Source organism: Streptomyces sp. 63XJN7_1_ISO-PGPR-S23-121 (genome assembly GCF_056173025.1).
This window is the reverse complement of sequence record NZ_CM149653.1, coordinates 4428560-4446127: the sequence shown is the minus strand read 5'-3', so window position 1 is coordinate 4446127 and position 17568 is coordinate 4428560. Positions and strand designations below refer to the sequence as shown.

The 17568-nt window shown below is 72.7% G+C and carries 12 protein-coding genes; 5 read left to right on the top strand and 7 right to left on the bottom strand.

All coding sequences use genetic code 11. The annotated features are described in order from the left end of the window. Nucleotides 1-98: 98 nt before the first annotated feature. The 3 genes from AC0VYN_RS19980 to AC0VYN_RS19970 form a co-directional block, all read right to left on the bottom strand. Nucleotides 99-491, bottom strand: coding sequence for an STAS domain-containing protein (locus AC0VYN_RS19980; RefSeq protein WP_451690009.1), 393 nt, complete (start codon nucleotides 489-491; stop codon nucleotides 99-101). Between the two features lie 173 nt (nucleotides 492-664). Continuing rightward, nucleotides 665-3148: a SpoIIE family protein phosphatase gene (locus AC0VYN_RS19975; RefSeq protein ID WP_475532047.1), complete on the bottom strand. Its 2484-nt coding sequence runs from the start codon at nucleotides 3146-3148 to the stop codon at nucleotides 665-667. A 97-nt stretch (nucleotides 3149-3245) separates the two neighbouring features. Further along, nucleotides 3246-7241, bottom strand: coding sequence for a HAMP domain-containing protein (locus AC0VYN_RS19970; RefSeq protein WP_475532046.1), 3996 nt, complete (start codon nucleotides 7239-7241; stop codon nucleotides 3246-3248). A 630-nt stretch (nucleotides 7242-7871) separates the two neighbouring features. On the opposite strand from AC0VYN_RS19970, the gene AC0VYN_RS19965 reads away from it, so the two are divergent. The 4 genes from AC0VYN_RS19965 to AC0VYN_RS19950 all read left to right on the top strand — a co-directional run bounded on the left by AC0VYN_RS19965 (nucleotide 7872) and on the right by AC0VYN_RS19950 (nucleotide 11249). Continuing rightward, nucleotides 7872-9095 (top strand): NAD(P)/FAD-dependent oxidoreductase, encoded by a 1224-nt coding sequence (locus AC0VYN_RS19965; RefSeq protein ID WP_475532045.1) that lies wholly within the window; start codon nucleotides 7872-7874, stop codon nucleotides 9093-9095. A gap of 21 nt (nucleotides 9096-9116) precedes the next feature. Then, a complete protein-coding gene (locus AC0VYN_RS19960; protein WP_475532044.1) occupies nucleotides 9117-10064 on the top strand; it encodes a sigma-70 family RNA polymerase sigma factor in 948 nt (315 codons plus the stop codon). Nucleotides 10065-10358: 294 nt separating this feature from the next. After that, complete coding sequence (locus AC0VYN_RS19955; protein WP_475532043.1) at nucleotides 10359-10730, top strand: PRC-barrel domain containing protein; 372 nt, start codon at nucleotides 10359-10361, stop codon at nucleotides 10728-10730. 66 nt (nucleotides 10731-10796) lie between these two features. Continuing rightward, entirely contained in the window at nucleotides 10797-11249 is a 453-nt protein-coding gene (locus AC0VYN_RS19950) for an ATP-binding protein (RefSeq protein WP_475532042.1), read from the top strand. An 11-nt stretch (nucleotides 11250-11260) separates the two neighbouring features. On the opposite strand, the gene AC0VYN_RS19945 is transcribed toward AC0VYN_RS19950, so the two are convergent. Further along, nucleotides 11261-11695 carry an ATP-binding protein gene (locus tag AC0VYN_RS19945; RefSeq protein ID WP_475532041.1) on the bottom strand — a complete coding sequence of 145 codons (435 nt, stop codon included), beginning with the start codon at nucleotides 11693-11695 and terminating at the stop codon, nucleotides 11261-11263. Nucleotides 11696-11832: 137 nt separating this feature from the next. Continuing rightward, on the bottom strand, nucleotides 11833-13743 hold the full coding sequence (locus AC0VYN_RS19940; protein WP_475532040.1) for an AMP-dependent synthetase/ligase: 1911 nt from the start codon (nucleotides 13741-13743) through the stop codon (nucleotides 11833-11835). Nucleotides 13744-13892: 149 nt separating this feature from the next. Between AC0VYN_RS19940 and AC0VYN_RS19935 the strand changes: the two genes are divergently transcribed. Then, on the top strand, nucleotides 13893-14126 hold the full coding sequence (locus AC0VYN_RS19935; RefSeq protein WP_475532039.1) for a DUF6480 family protein: 234 nt from the start codon (nucleotides 13893-13895) through the stop codon (nucleotides 14124-14126). 19 nt (nucleotides 14127-14145) lie between these two features. Here the strand turns inward: AC0VYN_RS19935 and AC0VYN_RS19930 are convergent, their stop codons facing one another. Both AC0VYN_RS19930 and glgB read right to left on the bottom strand, forming a co-directional pair. After that, nucleotides 14146-15237, bottom strand: a complete 1092-nt coding sequence (locus AC0VYN_RS19930) for a glutamate--cysteine ligase 2 (protein WP_475532038.1) — start codon at nucleotides 15235-15237, stop codon at nucleotides 14146-14148. A 108-nt stretch (nucleotides 15238-15345) separates the two neighbouring features. Further along, nucleotides 15346-17568 (bottom strand): 1,4-alpha-glucan branching enzyme, encoded by a 2223-nt coding sequence (gene glgB / locus AC0VYN_RS19925; RefSeq protein WP_475532037.1) that lies wholly within the window; start codon nucleotides 17566-17568, stop codon nucleotides 15346-15348.

The window sequence follows — 17568 nt, the reverse complement described above, 5'->3', positions numbered from 1 at the left end:
GACGTGACTCTGCCGGGCGACAACTTTATCCACCCGTCGACCTCGTACGACACCTGCTCCCGCACGAGCGGCCCGGATGAGCGGCGGGGCGTGCCGGCTCAGGCGTCCGGGACCTCCGGACCGCCCGGCTGCCGGTCGACGCGGGCGAGGGCCTCCTCGACGCTGTCGGAGACCGGCACGGTGATGCTCACACCGGTCAGGTCGAGGATGCGCAGCACCGCCGGCGCGGGCGAGATGATGTGCACGCTGCCCGGCAGGTCGCGTGCCTCCTGGTAGACCCGGAGGATGATGTTCATCCCGGAGGAGTCCATGAACGGGACGTCCGACAGGTCCAGCAGGAAGTGCCGGCGGCCGTGGTGCAGCTGGTTGGCCAGGTGGTGCTGGAACTCGGTCGCCGTGTCGACGTCCAGGTAGCCCTCCACCTTGAGCAGCGCGACGTCCTCCCGGGGCAGCGTCACCTCGACGGACAGCGGGTTCTGGGCAATGGGCACGTGTACCTCCAACGATCCTGACGGCCAGGGGCTGGGCCACCCCCGTGAGCGACTGCGCAGTCCGCGGACGAGGGGCACGTCCGGTGAGCGAAATCCCACCGTGCGCCATGCCCCTCGTCCGTGAACACCGCTCACCGCGCTCGGCGTCTACCCCCGAATCCCAGGAGCACACATCACCCCACCCGGATGCCCACGAGACATGTGTCGTCGTCCGTGTCCGACCTGCTGTAGGTGAGCAGACGGTCCAGGTGCTGGTCCAGGGACCTGGGGCTGAGACGGGCACTGCTCAGCAGGTGCGTCAGCGACTCCTCCACCGAGCGGTCACGGCGCTCGATCAGGCCGTCGGTGTACATCAGCAGCGTGTCCTCGGCGGCCAGTTGCACCTCGTCCTCCTCGTACACGGCCTCCGCCACCGCGCCCAGCAGCATGCCCCGCACCAGCGGCAGGGGCTGCGCCTCCGGCCCCCTCACCAGCACCGGCGGCAGATGCCCCGCGCGGGCCCAGCGCAGCGTGCGCCGGGCCGGGTCGTACAGGCCGCACACCGCGGTCGCCGTGACCCCGCCCGTCAGATGGTGCGCCACGATGTTCAGCCACGACAGCAGCTGCCCCGGCCCCGCGCCCGTCACGGCCAGTCCGCGCAGCGCGTTGCGCAGCACGACCATGCTCGTCGCGGCCTCTATGCCGTGCCCGGCCACGTCCCCCACGCACAGCAGCACCATGCGGTTCGGCAGCATCACCGCGTCGTACCAGTCGCCGCCGACCAGCTGCTCCGTCTCCGCCGGGCGGTATCGGACGGCCACCTGGAGGCCCGGCACCTTGAGCGGCGTATGGGCGGGCGGCATGATGGCGTGCTGCAGCTGAAGGGTCAGCCGGGCGCGTTCGACGGCCTGCTGCTCGGTGTGCGCGAGCTGGTCGCGGGTCGCGGCCAGCGCCACCTCCGTCCAGTGCTGGGCCGAGATGTCCTGGTACGCGCCGCGCACGACGAGGAGGCGGTCGTCGGTGTCCAGGACGGGTTCGGCCACCACCCGCACGTGCCGGGTCACGCCGTCCGGCCGTTGCAGCCGGAACGCCGCCGACGCCGGCCTGCGGTGGTGCAGCAGCGTGCGCAGGAAGCGGCCGATGGGGACGGCGTCGTCCGGGTGGGCGTGGGCGGCCAGCTCCTCCAGCGGCACCGGCGTACTCGTCTGCGGACGCCCGTACAGGTCGAAGAGCTGTCCGTTCCAGGTGATCTCACCGGTCAGCAGGTTCTCCTCGAAACCGCCGATGCGTCCGAGGCGCTGGGCGTGCTGGAGGAGGCTGGCCAGCCGGGCCGTCTCGTCCTCGATGCGCCAGATGAGCAGGACGGCGTTGCCGTGCCGGCTGATGCTGATGTCCGCGATCGCCGACAGCGGCACCTGGTCGACCAGCGCGGTCAGGTTCATCCTCCGGGCCCGGAACGACTCGCCGGTGGCGTACACCCGCTCCACGCTCCGGAACAGCTCGCTGTCCCCGGCGGCCATCGGATAGGCCTCCAGCAGCAGGGCGCCGCCCACGACGGCCCGCGGCCGTCCGGCGGGGTCCAGGAAACGGTTGTTCACGTGCTGGATGCGGAAGTCCGCCAGGTGCCCGGCGGCGTCCAGGTGCGGCACCAGGACCAGGGCGGGGTCGTGCAGCCCGTCCGCCAGGTCCATCAGCTCCGCCGCGTCCGGCAGCACCCGCGGCTCCGGCCCGGCGCCGTTCGGCGGCGTGTACGTCTCCAGCGTGTGCGCGCACAGCTCCGCCAGGGCCTCCACCTGGCGCACCACCTGGGGCGGCTGCGCGGGCAGCGGCTGCGGCCAGGCGATCTCCAGCACGCCGTGGATGCGTCCCCCCGTACCGGCGGGCACGGCGGCCCGGCCGCCGTCCGGGTACTGGTGCCGGCCCACGCTGGGCAGCCCGGTCTCCGCCAGCGAGGTGATCCACTGGCCCGCTCGCTCGGTCAGGCCGCGCCGCGCCACCGTCGCCACGGCCGGCGGCACGTAGCGCCAGCGGGTGGCCTCCGCGGCCGAGAAGCCCGCGCAGCCGGCCAGCGTGAGCGACCCGTCGGAGCCGGCCGCCCAGATGGCCACGGCCACCGCGCCGAGCGGGCGCAGCGCCTGCTCCAGCAGGGCGTCGGCGACGGCCTGGGTGTCGTCCGCGGCCAGCGCGCCGCTCTCGGCCGCCCGCAGCCGCACGGCCGCGGAATCGGCGGACTGCTGGTCGGCCTGCTCGGCCTTCTCGGCCTCGGCCGCGGCGGTGGCGGCCAGGAACGCGTCCGTGACCTCCGACATCCGGTCCCGGGCGGCCTGGTTGATGACGTCGACCGCGAACTCCAGCGGCGTCACCTGGGACTGCTCGGCGAGCTCGGCGAGCTGCCGGGCGGCCTGCGCCGGACCGCAGCCGAGCCGGGCCACCAGCACGCCCTTGGCCAGCTCGATCAGGGCCCGGCCCTCGGCCTCCGCCTGGGCGGCCCGCACCTCGCGGCTGAGCCGGTCCACGGTGGCCGCGAGCCTGCCCACGGGCGACAGCGGGGACATGCGGCGCAGGTCGCCGGGGCCGTCGGCCGCGCCGGACCGCGACGGTTCGGATCCCGGGGTCCGAGCCGCGGACGTACCGCGCGGCTCGGCGCCGGGCTCGGGCGGCTGCTCGGAGATGCTCACGGTCGGGTCACTCCTCGGCTGGAGGCCGCCACGGGGCGCGACGGGACGCGTCGCACGCCGCCCGGCCCACCGGTGTACGGGACGGGGACCGGCGCGCTCATGCGGGCAGCCAACGGCGGACGCAGGCGATGAGGTCCTGCGTGTCGACGGGCTTGGTGACGTAGTCGCTGGCGCCCGAGGCGATGCTCTTCTCCCGGTCGCCCGGCATGGCCTTCGCCGTCACCGCGATGATCGGCAGTTCCGCGTACTGGGGCATGCGGCGGATCTCGGCGGTCGCCGTGTAGCCGTCCATCTCCGGCATCATCACGTCCATCAGGACCAGGGCGACCTCCGGGTGGGCCATCAGGGTCTCGATGCCCCGGCGCCCGTTCTCCGCGTGCAGGACCCGGAGGCCGTGCAGCTCCAGGATCCCGCTGAGCGCGAAGAGGTTGCGGGCGTCGTCGTCCACGACCAGGACGGTGCGGCCCGAGGGCGCGTCGTCCACCGGCAGCGGCGTTAGGCGCTGCGGCTCCTCGGCGCGGACCAGGGACAGCACGTCGCCGGGCTCCTCGGCTGCCAGATGCAGCGCGATGCGCTCCCGCAGCTCGTCGAGGCTGGACAGGAACTCCAGCGCCCCGCCCGCGGGACCGGAGCGCAGGCTCTGCTCCAGCGCCGCGTCCGCGCGGTGCCCGCTGTGCACGAGCACCGGCACGCTCGCCAGCGCCGAGTCGCCGCGCAGCGCCTCCAGGAAGCGGGACGCCTCGGAGTCCGGCATGCCCAGCTCCAGGACCACGCAGTGGCACGGGTCGGCCGCCAGCGCGCCGGCCGCCTCCTGTGCGCCCACGGCGGTGATGACGTCGAGCGGCGGCCTGCCCCCCGCGTCGTCCCGCCCGTGCGACAGGTCCGCGACCACGCTCTCCGCGACCAGGGTCAGCAGACCGCGCGGCCGCTCCTCCACCACGAGCAGGCGCCGCGGACGCTGCCGGTGCCCGGTGGTCAGTTCGGGGACCGCGGCCGGACGCGCGAGCACGTCCGAGGGCGACTCGGCCGGCGCCTGTTCGGCGCCCCGGCCCAGCAGCTCCTCGAAGTCGGGCCGCGCCACCGGCAGGAACAGCGTGAACGTGCTGCCCCGGTCGGGCGTGCTGTCCACCGACACCGCGCCGCCCAGCAGCTGGGCGATCTCCCGGGTGATGGACAGGCCGAGGCCGGTGCCCCCGTACTTGCGGCTCGTCGTGCCGTCGGCCTGCTGGAACGCCCCGAAGATCGACTCCAGGTTCTGCTCCGGGATGCCGATGCCCGTGTCCTTCACCCGGAACGCCACCACGGCACCGCCGCGGATTACGCCCTGCGGCACCTCGTCGTCCGGCGCCGGCTCGATGGCCAGCTCCACCCGGCCCCGCTCGGTGAACTTCACCGCGTTGGACAGCAGGTTGCGCAGCACCTGACGCAGCCGTGAGTCGTCGGTCAGCAGGTCCGCAGGCGCGCCGGCGGCCGTCGTCACCGTGAACTCCAGGCCCTTCTGCGTCGTCATCGGCCGGAAGGTCGCCTCGACGTACTCGATGAGCTGCCGCAGCGTCACCCGCTCCGGGGAGACGTCCATCTTCCCGGCCTCGACCTTAGACAGGTCCAGGATGTCGTTGATCAGCTGGAGCAGGTCCGAGCCCGCCGAGTGGATGATCCCGGCGTACTCAACCTGCTTCGGCGTGAGGTTGCGCGACGGGTTCTGCGCGAGCAGCTGAGCGAGGATCAGCAGACTGTTGAGCGGGGTGCGCAGCTCGTGGCTCATGTTCGCCAGGAACTCCGACTTGTACTTCGAGGCCAGCGACAGCTGCTGGGCGCGGGCCTCCAGCTCCTGCCGGGCCTGCTCGATCTGCAGGTTCTTCGCCTCGATGTCCCGGTTCTGGGTGACCAGCAGGGACGCCTTGTCCTCCAGCTCGGCGTTGGAGCGCTGGAGCTCCTCCTGCTGCACCTGCAGCTCGGTGGACCGGGCCTGCAGCTCGGCCGTCAGGCGCTGCGACTCGGCGAGCAGCTCGTCGGTGCGGGCGTTGGCGACGATCGTGTTGACGTTGACGCCGATGGTCTCCATCAGCTGTTCCAGGAAGTCCCGGTGGATCGGCGTGAACGGGGTGACCGACGCCAGCTCCATCACACCGAGGACCTGGCCCTCGACGACGATCGGCACCAGCACCAGGGCGGTGGGCACCACCTGGCCGAGTCCCGAGGAGATGGTCACGTAGCCGGGCGGCAGCTCGTCCACCACGATCGTGCGGCGGCTGCGCGCGGTCTGGCCGACCAGCGTGCGGCCGAAGGCGATCCTGGTGGGCCGGTACATGTCGTCGGGGTAGCCGTAGGAGCCGACGAGCCGCAGCTCGGGCCCGTCCTCGCCGTCCTCGGCCAGGTAGAAGGCGCCGTACTGCGCCGACACGAGCGGCACCAGCTCGTCCATGATCAGTTCGGCGACGACGGGCAGGTCCCGGTGACCCTGCATCAGACCGGAGATGCGGGCGAGGTTGGTCTTGAGCCAGTCCTGCTCCTGGTTGGCCCGGGTGGTCTCGCGCAGGGACTGCACCATCGCGTTGATGTTGTCCTTGAGCTCGGCGACCTCGCCGGACGCCTCCACGTTGATCGAGCGGGTCAGGTCGCCCTCGGCGACGGCACTCGTCACCCCGGCGATCGCGCGGACCTGACGGGTGAGGTTGCCCGCCAGCTCGTTCACGTTCTCCGTGAGCCGCTTCCAGGTGCCCGAGACGCCCTCCACCTCGGCCTGTCCGCCGAGCCGGCCCTCGGTGCCGACCTCGCGGGCCACGCGGGTGACCTCGTCCGCGAACGCGGAGAGCTGGTCGACCATCGTGTTGATCGTGGTCTTGAGCTCGAGGATCTCGCCGCGCGCGTCGACGTCGATCTTCTTCGACAGGTCGCCCAGGGCCACCGCCGTCGTCACCAGCGCGATGTTGCGCACCTGGCCGGTGAGGTTGTTGGCCATCGAGTTGACGTTGTCGGTGAGGTCCTTCCAGGTGCCGGCGACGTTCGGCACGTGGGCCTGCCCGCCGAGCCGGCCCTCGGTGCCGACCTCACGGGCCACGCGGGTGACCTCGTCGGCGAAGGCCGACAGCGTGTCGACCATCGTGTTGATGACCTCGGCCAGGGCGGCGATCTCGCCCTCGGCCTTGACGGTGATCCGCTGCGACAGGTCACCGCGGGCCACGGCGGTGGCGACCTGGGCGATGGAGCGGACCTGCCCCGTCAGGTTGGACGCCATCACGTTGACGTTGTCGGTGAGGTCCTTCCAAGTGCCGGACACGCCGCGCACCTGCGCCTGCCCGCCCAGGTTGCCGGCCGTGCCGACCTCGCGGGCGACGCGGGTGACCTCGTCGGCGAAGGCGGAGAGCTGGTCGACCATCGTGTTGATGGTGTTCTTGAGCTCGAGGATCTCGCCGCGCGCGTCCACGGTGATCTTCTGCGACAGGTCACCCTTGGCCACCGCGGTCGCCACCTGGGCGACGTTGCGGACCTGGTTGGTCAGGTTGCCGGCCATGAAGTTCACCGAGTCGGTGAGGTCGCGCCACGTCCCCCTGACGCCCTGGACGTCCGCCTGGCCCCCGAGCCGCCCGTCGGTGCCGACCTCGCGGGCGACGCGGGTGACCTCGTCGGCGAAGGCGGAGAGCTGGTCGACCATCGTGTTGATGGTGTTCTTGAGCTCGAGGATCTCGCCGCGCGCGTCGACGTCGATCTTCTGCGACAGGTCGCCCTTGGCCACGGCCGTGGCCACCTGCGCGATGTCGCGCACCTGGGTGGTCAGGTTGCCGGCCATGGCGTTGACCGAGTCCGTCAGATCGGCCCAGGTGCCCGAGACCCCCGGCACCCTGGCCTGTCCGCCGAGGGTGCCCTCGGTGCCGACCTCGCGGGCCACCCGGGTGACCTCGGAGGTGAACACGGACAGCTGGTCCACCATGCCGTTGAAGACCTTGGCGATGTCACCCAGCAGGCCGTCCGCCTCGTCCGGCAGACGCGTGCCGAAGTCGCCGTCCCGCACGGCGGTCAGGCCGGCCAGGAGACGCCTCAACTCCTGATCGCCCGGGACCGTGTCCACGGTTCCGGCGCTGTCGCTGGTCATGAGCACCCTCGTTCCGCTCCCCAGGAGCCCTCGGCACCCGAGGACTCGGAACACCTCCGGACACGCCCGGCGGTCCGGTTCATTGTGCATTTCCGCAGTTCACGGATCTGCGAGATGAGAAAAATACGTAGAAGGCTAACCCAGGTGCGGGCCGGGCGACAAAGCGGGGCCCCTACCGAACCCCGCGGTCGGGCCCCCGAAGGACAGGCGCGAGGCCGCCGTCGACGACAGGGCGAGGCCGGGCGCATCCCCTGCCCACGACCTGTGCGTTCGGGGCGTTCACCGTGCAACTGAAAACGCGCACGCCCGCGGGCCTCGACCGGCTGTCCGGCGCGCCCGTGGACGGCACCGTGCTCCCGGGGCCAGCCGCGAGCACGGCGGGAGCGAGGCCGCGCCGCGGGCACGTGCGCCGGCACCTCATACCGTCGGCAACCTGCCGGCCGCGGTCACCGGGCCGGTGACCGCCACCCGTTCAGCGCGGTCCGCATCCGTACCGCCCCGGCGTTCGCGGACACCGTTGGGCGACACCCCCGCCGCACTGTGGCCCACATCACATCCAGTTCCTGTCAGGAATCGGCGTTCCGTCCCGCTCAAGTCACCGGAAGGCAAGTGAACCGACGGGAGCATCGCATGAAGCACCGCATCGTCGTCCTCGGCGCCGGCTACGCCGGGTGCTACGCGGCCGGGACCCTGGCCCGCCGCCTGTCCCCGGCGGACGCGGAGATCACCGTGGTCAACGCCGTGCCGGACTTCGTCCAGCGGCTGCGGCTGCACCAGCTCGCGGCCGGGCAGGCGATCGAGGCTCCACCGCTCGCCGACGTGTTCGCGGGCACGGGGACACGGCTGCACGTGGCCCGTGTCACCGCGATCGACCCCGAGCGCCGGGTCGTCGCCCTGGCCGAGGCCGCATACGGCAAGGGCGAGCTCGGTTACGACACGCTCGTGTACGCGCTCGGCAGTCGCGGCGACGACCACGGCGTCCCCGGTGCGTCCGAGCACGCCTTCGACATCGCCTCCCGCCCCTCGGCGCTGCGCCTGCGCGAGCGTCTCGACAGCCTGGGCGGGCGGGGCGGAAGCAGGAAGGTGGTGGTCGTCGGCGACGGGCTGACCGGTATCGAGACCGCTACCGAGATCGCCGAGTCCCGCCCCGGCGTGTCGGTGACGCTGGTCGCCCGCGGCGAGCTGGGCGCCCGGCTGTCCGCAGGCGCCCGCGGTCACCTGCGCCGGGCCTGCGACCGGCTGGGCGTCACCGTCCTGGAGCACACCGTCGTCGACGCCGTCGAAGCGACCCGGGTGCTGTGCGCCGACGGCACCCCCCTGGCGTCCGACGCCGTTGTGTGGGCGGCCGGGTTCGCGGTCGGCCCCATCGCCGCCGCCGGCGGGCTGGAGGTCACCGAGAACGGTCGGATCGTCGTCGACCGCACCATGAGGTCGGTCTCCCACCCGAACGTCTACGCCGTCGGCGACAGCGCCTACGCCATAGGCGACAACGGCCGACCGCTGCCGATGTCCTGCGCTTCGGCCGGCTACACCGGGATGCGGGCCGTGGCCGCGATCGTGGGACGCCTGACCGGCCGCACGATCGCGAACACCAAGCTGGACTACCCGGGAAACCACATCAGCCTCGGGCGACGGGACGGCATCCTGCAGATGGCCGACGAGCAGGGGCAGGCGAAGCCGAGGTACATGGGCGGACGGAAGGCCGCGCGGATCAAGGCGGGCATCCTCAGGATGTCGCTGTGGGCCAACGCGCACCCGACCTTCGGCCTGCCCAGGCGCAGGCATCGCCTGGTCCCCGCGCCGGACGCAGCCGCCGAGCCGACTGCCGCGCGCGCCGACGAGGCGGCCGCGTAGCCGTCTCATAGGGTGCTCCGCGTGGACAGCGCCGCCACCGACCGCTTCGAGGCCAACCGCAACCGGCTGGCCTCGCTGGCGTACCGGCTCCTCGGTTCCGCCACCGACGCCGAGGACGCCGTACAGGACACGTTCCTGCGCTGGCAGGCCGCCGACCGGCAGCGAATCACGGTGCCGGAAGCGTGGCTGACCAAGGTCCTCACCAACCTGTGCCTCGACCGGCTCCGCTCGGCGCAGGCCCGCCGCGAACGCGCGGTCGGTGCCTGGCTGCCCGAACCTCTCCTCGACGGCGATCCGATGCTCGGCCCGGCCGACACGTTCGAGCAGCGCGAATCGGTCTCCCTGGCCGTGCTGACCCTCATGGAGCGCCTGTCACCCGTCGAGCGGGCCGTCTACATCCTGCGCGAGGCGTTCTCCGACAGCCATGCCGAGATCGCCGGGATCCTCGACATCACCGAGGCGGCAAGCCAGCAGCACCTCCACCGGGCCCGGCGGCGCATCACCACCGCACGCCGCGGAGGCGGGGGAGAGGTCGATCCGGCATCCGCCCGCAGGATCGTCGAGGAGTTCCTCGCCGCCGCCTCATCGGGACGCACCGAACACCTGGTCGCGCTGCTCGCCGACGACGCGACCGCGATCTCCGACTCCAACGGCGCAGGCCCGGCCGGCAAGCTGCTGCGGTACGACACCCCGCAGCGCGTCGCCGCTGTCGCACGGGCCGGCTTCAAACCCACTCCGGCGAAGCGGCGGCTCGTCGGCGGCACGCCCGCCGCCCACTACGCGGTCGTCAACGGCGCCCCCGCCATCCTCTTCGTGCTCGGCGACCACGTCGTCGGCGCGGTCACGTTCGACATCGCCGGCGGCAGGATCGCCACCGTCCGCGGCATCGCCGTCCCTGCCCGTCTCGCACGCGTCGCCGAAGCCTGGCGAGAACACGAGCCGGACGCGCCGCTGATCACCCGCTGGTGAGCCGGCGCCGACCACGGCACGTGCGGCGCGCGCCTGCCCGTCACCCACGAGCCGATGCCGTTGACGGCCCCCCCCACCTGCGCGACCAGGAAACGCCGGGCGCGACGTCGCCCAGCGGCTCGTCGTGTCCGGGCCGGGACTCCGGGGCCGGGCACGACGCCGTCCGGCCGCATGCCCCGAATGCGGCGGCCCGGGCCGGGTATCAGCTGCTGTGGAGCCGGTCCGGCCGGCCCGCCCGCCCGGGGCATCCGCCGGGCCCGTCAATCGCCGATCCATGCGGAAGGGAAGGGAAGCGTGCCGACGGAAGACATCTGGTCGTACGCGGTGGGAAGCGGTCACACGGAGGGACAGGACCTCACGGGCTGCACCGTGCTCGCGAGCGACGGCACCGTCGGACACGTCGACCGGCAGGCCGACCCCGCCGGCATGCGGCACTTGGTCGTCGACACCGGCGTCTGGGTCTTCGGACGCAGTGTGCTCGTCCCCGTCGGCATGGTGCGGGGCATCGACGTCGAGGCCCGCACGGTCACCGTGGGGTGCACCAGGGCGGAGATCAAGGCCGCGCCCCGGTTCCGGACCGACAGCGAGACCATGGACCCGGAGTACCTGGCGGCCGTGGGCGGCTACTATGACCGGTTGCCGCCGCGGGACACCACGGGCGACTGACCCGGCAAGCGACCGACCCGGCACAGTACGACCGCACGGCCGAAGCGAGCCAGGGACACCACAGACATGGATCAGACCGACGGAACGACCACGTCCGGCTCCGCCACCGCGCTGGGCGGCGCACCGGCGCGGGCCGACGTGACCACCGCGGCCGAGGCGCGGGCGTACGCGGAGTCCGTGGTGCGCGCGCGATGGGACGGCGGCGGGCGCGGGGTGCGCGACGAGGACGTCGTCGATCTGCTGCTCGTCGTGTCGGAGCTGGTCACCAACGCGATCCGGCACGGCGGCGGCCTGGCCGGCTTCGACGCCCGGACCACCGGCGAGGGCGTGTGGATCGCCGTCCACGACAACAGCCGGGTGATACCGCGGGTGGTGCACGCGTTCCCCACGCGGCACCACGGCAGCGGCTACGGATGGCCGCTCGTCGCCCGGCTGGCGCGGGACATCGCCGTCGAGCTGCGCCCCGGGGGCGGCAAGACGATCAGCGCGCTGGTCCCGCTGCGTCCCCTCGGCGCCTGAACCGGGACGCGTCACCAGGGCAGGAAGACGTGGATGTCCTTGCCCCGCCCGCCGGTGACGACGCTCACCTGGTCGGACAGGGTGTGGATCAGATGCCAGCCGATACCGCCGCCGCCGCTGTTCGGATGGAAGGGGCGCGGCGCGGGCTCCGTGGTGCTGGTGTCGTGCATCACCACGTGCACGCCGTCGAAGGTCCGGCGCATGCGCAGCTCGAAGGGCCCCGGGGCGTACTGCACCGCGTTGGCCGCCAGTTCCGTGACGACCAGCAGAATGTCGTCCCAGTGCTCGGGCGCCGAGGGCGGCGCCGACCGCGCCAGGTCGTGGAGGAACTCCTCCGCGACAAGGCGCGCACCGGTCACATTGTGCAGTTCCCCGGTGAAGCTGGCGGTGCGGCTCGTGATCTCCTCGGAAGCCAGTGTCCTGTCCCAACGCGACTCGGCTGCCATTTCGCCTTCCCGGCCCGGTGTCCGCCGGGCGTCGTACCTTCTCTCGCTTTCCCTTCGTTTGTTAGTTCCCGGGTCGGCGGACCCTACGCGCCCTGTGGTCCGGACAACGTCGCAGCGCACCGCGGGTGGCCGCCCCGTCACCCGAAGAAGACGTTGTCCGAGTCCTCCCAGCCCGCCGGCTCCTGCGCCGGCACCCTGGGCCGCCGCCGCGAGCGCGCCTCGTACATCGCGTCGATCTCCAGGGCGTAGGTCCGCACGATCTCGTCCCGCCGCAGTTTCATCGACGGAGTCAGCAGCCCGTTGCTCACGTCGAACGGTTCCGGCAGGACGCGGAAGACCCGGATGGACTCCGAGCGCGAGACGGCGCTGTTGGCCGCGGCGACGGCCCGGGCGACCTCCTCCCGCAGCGCGTTCTCCTCGCGTGCCTCGCGCGCCGACGCGTCGCCCGGCAGCGCCAGGGCCGCTCGCCAGTCGGCCAGGAACTCGGGATCCAGCGTGATCAGGGCACCGACGCAGGGGCGGTTGTCACCGACGACCACCGCCTGGTGGACGAGCGGGTGCGTCCGCAGCCGCTGTTCCAGGGCGGCCGGGGCCACACTCTTGCCGCCGCTGGTGATGATGACGTCCTTCTTGCGGCCCGTGATCGCCAGGTAGTTCTCCTCGTCGAGGTGCCCGAGGTCCCCGGTGGCCAGCCAGCCGCCGCGCAGTACCCGGCGGGTGGCCGCCTCGTCACCGACGTACCCCTGGAACAGCGACGGTCCGCGGACCAGGATCTCCCCGTCGTCGGCCACCCGGATCTCCACGCCCGGCAGGGGCTGCCCGACGGTCCCCGACTTCTCCCGGCCCAGCGGCTGCATCGTCAGCCCGCCGCTGGTCTCCGTCAGGCCGTACCCGTCGTGCACGTACACGCCGATGCCCTCGTAGAAGAGGGACAGGTCGCGGCTGAGCGGCGAACCGCCGGACGTGGCCCGCCGGACCCGGCCGCCCAGTGCCGACCGCAGCCGGCGGTACACCGTCCGCTCGTACAGCGCGTGCTGGAGCCGCAGATCGAAGCCGGGCCCCGGCCCCCTGCCGAGCCGCCGGCGTTCCAGCGCCGCGGCGAAGTCCCGTGCCGTGCCGGCGGCGCGCTCGAACAACGCTCCGCGACCCCCCTGCTGGGCCGTGCGGAGGAAGGTCTTGTAGAGCTTCTCCAGGACCGAGGGGACGGCGTAGAGGTACGTCGGACGGAAGGAACGCAACGCCGACGACAGCGCCTCCTCGCTCATCGCGGGCTCGTGCGCCATGAGCAGTCCGCCGCGGACGCACAGGCTCTGGATCATCAGCCCGTACACGTGGGAGAACGGAAGGAAGGCGAGGACCGCGCCCTGCTCCCCTTCGGGCGCCACCGTGTGGCCCCAGCCGGCGAGCAGCGTGTCGCACGGGGCGGCCAGGCTGCGGTGGCTCAGCGCGCAGCCCAGGGCCCGGCCCGAGGTGCCGGAGGTGTAGGCGACGACGGCGGTCGAGTCCGGCAGCACGATGCGGCGCATGGAGTCCACCGTCGCGTCCGGGATGAACTCGCCCCGCGCCACCAGCGCGGCCGGCGCTCCCGTGTCCAGTTGCCAGACGTGCCGCAGCGACGGCAGCGACGCGCACACCGAGCCGACGGTCATCACGCTTTGCTCGTCCTCGACCACCACGGCCACGCAGCCCGCGTCCCGCAGGATCCACTCGACCTGGTCGCGCGACGAGGTCGGGTAGATCGGGACGATCTCGGAACCCACCGTCCACAAGGCGTAGCTGAAGACCGTCCACTCGTAGCGGGTGCGGGCGAGGATCGCCACGCGGTCGCCCGGCCGGATCCCGCACGCGATCAGCCCCTTGGCCAGCCCGACCACCTCGTCGCGGAACTCCAAGGCCGTCACCTCCTCCCACACGGCGGAGGACGGGACGGGGCGGCGCGCGAGCATCGGCAGCGCGGGGGTGCGGGCCGCCGTCTCGAAGAGACTGTCGGCGAGCCCGCCGGTCAGGGGCGGCGGGGCGGCGGGGGGAGCGAGAGCGAGGTCGCGCATGCGCTGCTCCTGACATGTACGGAGGGTGACGTCGCCGACGGGCACCGTCATCGGCCGCTCGAATCTAGCCGAGGCGCGCGCACCGGGGGGCCGGGACGGCAGAAGTGTTCCCTCGCGGTGATCCCGGCGGATCGGGGGACCCGTACGGCATGAGCTACACGAATCCCGATCCCGACCCGGAAAGCACCACCGGCCTGGAACCGGGCGGCGGCGTACCGCCCGGCGAGACCCCGCCGGCGGAGAGCAGCCTGCCCGAGGCGGGCCCGTTCGAAGCGCACAACCCACCGAAGGGCTGGGCCAAGGGGCCGCTGATCCTGATCCTCGCCCTCGTGGTGCTGATGGCGGCCGGCTTCCTCGCCTACGCCCTCGCGCTGATCTTCTGAACGGTCACGGCCCGCCCCGTCAGGCCTTCTGGGTGCGTCGCACGCACTCGGTGACGACGTCCCGCAGGCTGCCGGTGCGCTCCAGCAGCTCGCGCTGCACGCGGGCGCCGTTGCCGTGCCGCAGCAGGACCTCGGCCAGTTCCTCGGCCCGCTCCAGATCGCCGGCGGCGGCCAGCGCCTCCCGTACGTGGTCCAGCAGGGCCCGGACCACCGTCTCGGCGGGCATGCGCCGCATCGTCGCGGGGTGCAGCAGTTCCTCCGTCAGTCCGGACCGGGCGGCCCGCCAGGCCGCCAGGCGCAGCAGGCTCACGCTGTGCCCGGCCGGTTCGACGCCCTCCCGCCACTCGCGGGCGGCCGTCTCGACCAGGGCGCGGGCCAGCGCGGCGATCAGCACGGCGGTGCTCGCGTCCAGGCAGACGTCCATGACCCGGAACTCGACCGTCGGGTACCGCCGGGACAGCCGGACGTCGAAGTAGATCATTCCCTCGTCGAGGATGGTGCCGGTGGCCACCATGTCCGCCACCCGCCGGTGGTAGTTCTCTGCGGACCCGAACAGCTCCGTCGGCCCGGCCGACGGCCAGCGCTGCCAGACCCGGCTGCGGTAGCTGCTGTACGCCGAGTCCTGGCCCTGCCAGTACGGGGAATTCGCGCTCAGGGCGGTGAGCACCGCCAGCCAGGGCCGCACCCGGTCGACGACCGCGACGCCCTCCTCGTCGGACTCCACCGACACGTGCACATGGCAGCCGAGGACGAGCTGCTCCTGCACCACGACGCCGTACTGCTCCGCCATCCACCGGTAGCGGTGGTTCATGCTGACGGCGGGACTGACCGGCAGCGGGGAGGTGGCGAGCGCGGCGACGGCGCACCCTATCCTTCCGGCGTGCCGCCCGGCCTCCTCACGGCAGCGGACGATCTCCGCGTGCAGGTCCTCCATGTCCGCCTGCGGGCGGGTGGCGAACTCGAGCATCTGCTCGTGCAGTTCCTTCTCGAAGACGTCCTGCTCCGCGTCGTCGCGGGAGGCCCGGGCGAGTACCGCGGCGGACAGTGCCCGCGGCTCGCCGGACTCGGGGTCGACCAGGAGGAGCTCCTCCTCCACTCCGACAGTGCGCACCTGATGCCGCCTTTCCGGGACCTACGGGGTGACGACGGCCGGAGCGTCCGGGCCGTCGTCACCCCGATTGCCCCCTCAAGGGGACCGAACACCTGGTGTCGCCGTGTCTCAGCCACCGAAGGGCGTCAGCCACACCGTGGCCAGAGGAGGCAGCGTGATCCGGAGGGTGCCCTCCTCCGCCTTCACCGGGTCGGGGCCGGTCACGCCGCTGCCGCCGAACCGCTCGGCGTCGGTGTTGAGGACCTCCCGCCAGACGGCGACGTCGTCGCCGACGGCGAGCCCGTACTCGTGCCGGACCACGGGCGAGAAGTTCGACACCGCCAGCAGGGGGCTGCCGTCCCCGTCGAACCGCAGGAACGCGAAGACGTTGTCCTCGGCCGCGTCCACCGCGACCCAGCGGAAACCGGCCGGATCGGTGTCGCGCTGCCACAGGGCCGGCGTCCGGCGGTAACGGGTGTTGAGCTCGCGCACCAGGTCCTGGATCCCGCGGTGGTCGCCCGCCGAGGCGTACCCCTCGTCGAGCAGCCACCACTCGGGGCCCTGCTTCTCCGACCACTCGGCGCCCTGCGCGAACTCCTGTCCCATGAACAGCAGTTGCTTGCCGGGATGGGCCCACATGAAGCCGAGGTAGGCGCGGACGTTGGCGCGCCGCTGCCACCAGTCGCCCGGCATCTTCGACACCAGCGCCTGCTTGCCGTGCACGACCTCGTCGTGGGAGATCGGCAGCACGTAGTTCTCGCTGTAGGCGTACACCATCGAGAAGGTCATGTCGTGGTGGTGGTACTTGCGGTGCACCGGCTCGTGCGCGACGTACTCCAGCGAGTCGTGCATCCAGCCCATGTTCCACTTCAGCCCGAAGCCGAGCCCGCCGCCGTCGGTCGGACCGGTCACCCCGCCCCACGCGGTCGACTCCTCCGCGATGGTCACCACGCCGGGGCAGCGCCGGTAGACCGTCGCGTTCATCTCCTGCAGGAACGCCATGGCCGCCAGGTCCTCCCGGCCGCCGTACCGGTTGGGCTCCCACTGCCCGGAGTCGCGCGAGTAGTCCAGGTACAGCATCGAGGCGACGGCGTCGACGCGCAGCCCGTCGATGTGGAACTCCTCGCACCAGTACACGGCGTTGGCTACGAGGAAGTTGCGCACCTCGGTACGGGCGAAGTCGAAGGTGTACGTGCCCCAGTCGGGGTGCTCGGCGCGCCGGGAGTCCCCGGGCTCGTAGAGCGGGTCCCCGTCGAACCGCGCCAGCGCCCAGTCGTCCTTGGGGAAGTGCGCCGGCACCCAGTCCATGATCACGCCGATGCCCGCCGCGTGCAGGGCGTCGACGAGGTACCGGAAGTCGTCGGGCGAGCCGAGGCGCGCGGTCGGCGCGTAGAAGCCGGTGACCTGGTAACCCCAGGACGGACCGTAGGGGTGCTCGGCGACCGGCATCAGCTCGACGTGGGTGAAGCCGAGGTCCTTGACGTACGCGGGCAGCGCGTCGGCCAGCTCGCGGTACGTCAGCCCCGGACGCCACGAGGGCAGGTGCACCTCGTACACCGAGAACGGCGCCTCGTGCACCGGGGTGGCGGACCGGGTCCGCATCCACTCCCGGTCGTTCCACTCGTACCGGGACACCGTCACGACGGAGGCCGTGTCCGGCGGCTCCTCGGCCGCGCGCGCCATCGGGTCGGCCTTGAGGAACCGGTGCCCGTAGCGGGAGTGGATCTCGAACTTGTACCGGGTGCCCTCGCCGACGCCCGGCAGGAACAGCTCCCACACCCCCGACGAACCGAGCGAGCGCATCGGGAAGGCCGTGCCGTCCCAGTGGGTGAAGTCGGCGGCGACCCGCACGCCCTGCGCGTTCGGCGCCCACACCGTGAACCGGGTGCCGGCGACGCCCGCGTGGGTCATCGGCTCCGCGCCGAGCGCCCGCCACAGCTGCTCGTGCCGGCCCTCACGGATCAGGTGCAGGTCCAGCTCGCCGAGGGCGGGCAGGAATCGGTACGGGTCGTGCGTCTCCTGCTCACCCTCCTCGTACGCCACGACGAGGGTGTACGCGGGGATCTCCGCGAGCGGCAGGATGCCGGAGAACAGGCCGTCCCCCTCCGACACCAGGGGGTGGCGCTCGCCGTCGACGACCGCGCTCACCTCGCGGGCGAAGGGGCGCAGCGCCCGGAAGGCGATCCCGCCGGGCACCGGATGGGCGCCGAGCAGGGCGTGCGGGTCGTGGTGGGCGCCCGCCAGGAGGCGCCCTCGGTCGGTCGGGTCCAGCGGCGGGGCGGCCTCGCACCCACCGGGTGCGGGCGGGACGGGACCGGACGGCTCGGGGAGCGAGGTGTCGCGGAGGGCCAC

What these genes read in the sequence shown, in the direction of transcription:
- AC0VYN_RS19950 (WP_475532042.1), top strand. Translation starts at nt 10,797, where the DNA reads ATGGATCAGACCGACGGAACGACCACGTCCGGCTCCGCCACCGCGCTG.
- AC0VYN_RS19945 (WP_475532041.1), bottom strand. Translation starts at nt 11,695, where the DNA reads ATGGCAGCCGAGTCGCGTTGGGACAGGACACTGGCTTCCGAGGAGATC.
- AC0VYN_RS19965 (WP_475532045.1), top strand. Translation starts at nt 7,872, where the DNA reads ATGAAGCACCGCATCGTCGTCCTCGGCGCCGGCTACGCCGGGTGCTAC.
- AC0VYN_RS19935 (WP_475532039.1), top strand. Translation starts at nt 13,893, where the DNA reads ATGAGCTACACGAATCCCGATCCCGACCCGGAAAGCACCACCGGCCTG.
- AC0VYN_RS19940 (WP_475532040.1), bottom strand. Translation starts at nt 13,743, where the DNA reads ATGCGCGACCTCGCTCTCGCTCCCCCCGCCGCCCCGCCGCCCCTGACC.
- AC0VYN_RS19970 (WP_475532046.1), bottom strand. Translation starts at nt 7,241, where the DNA reads ATGACCAGCGACAGCGCCGGAACCGTGGACACGGTCCCGGGCGATCAG.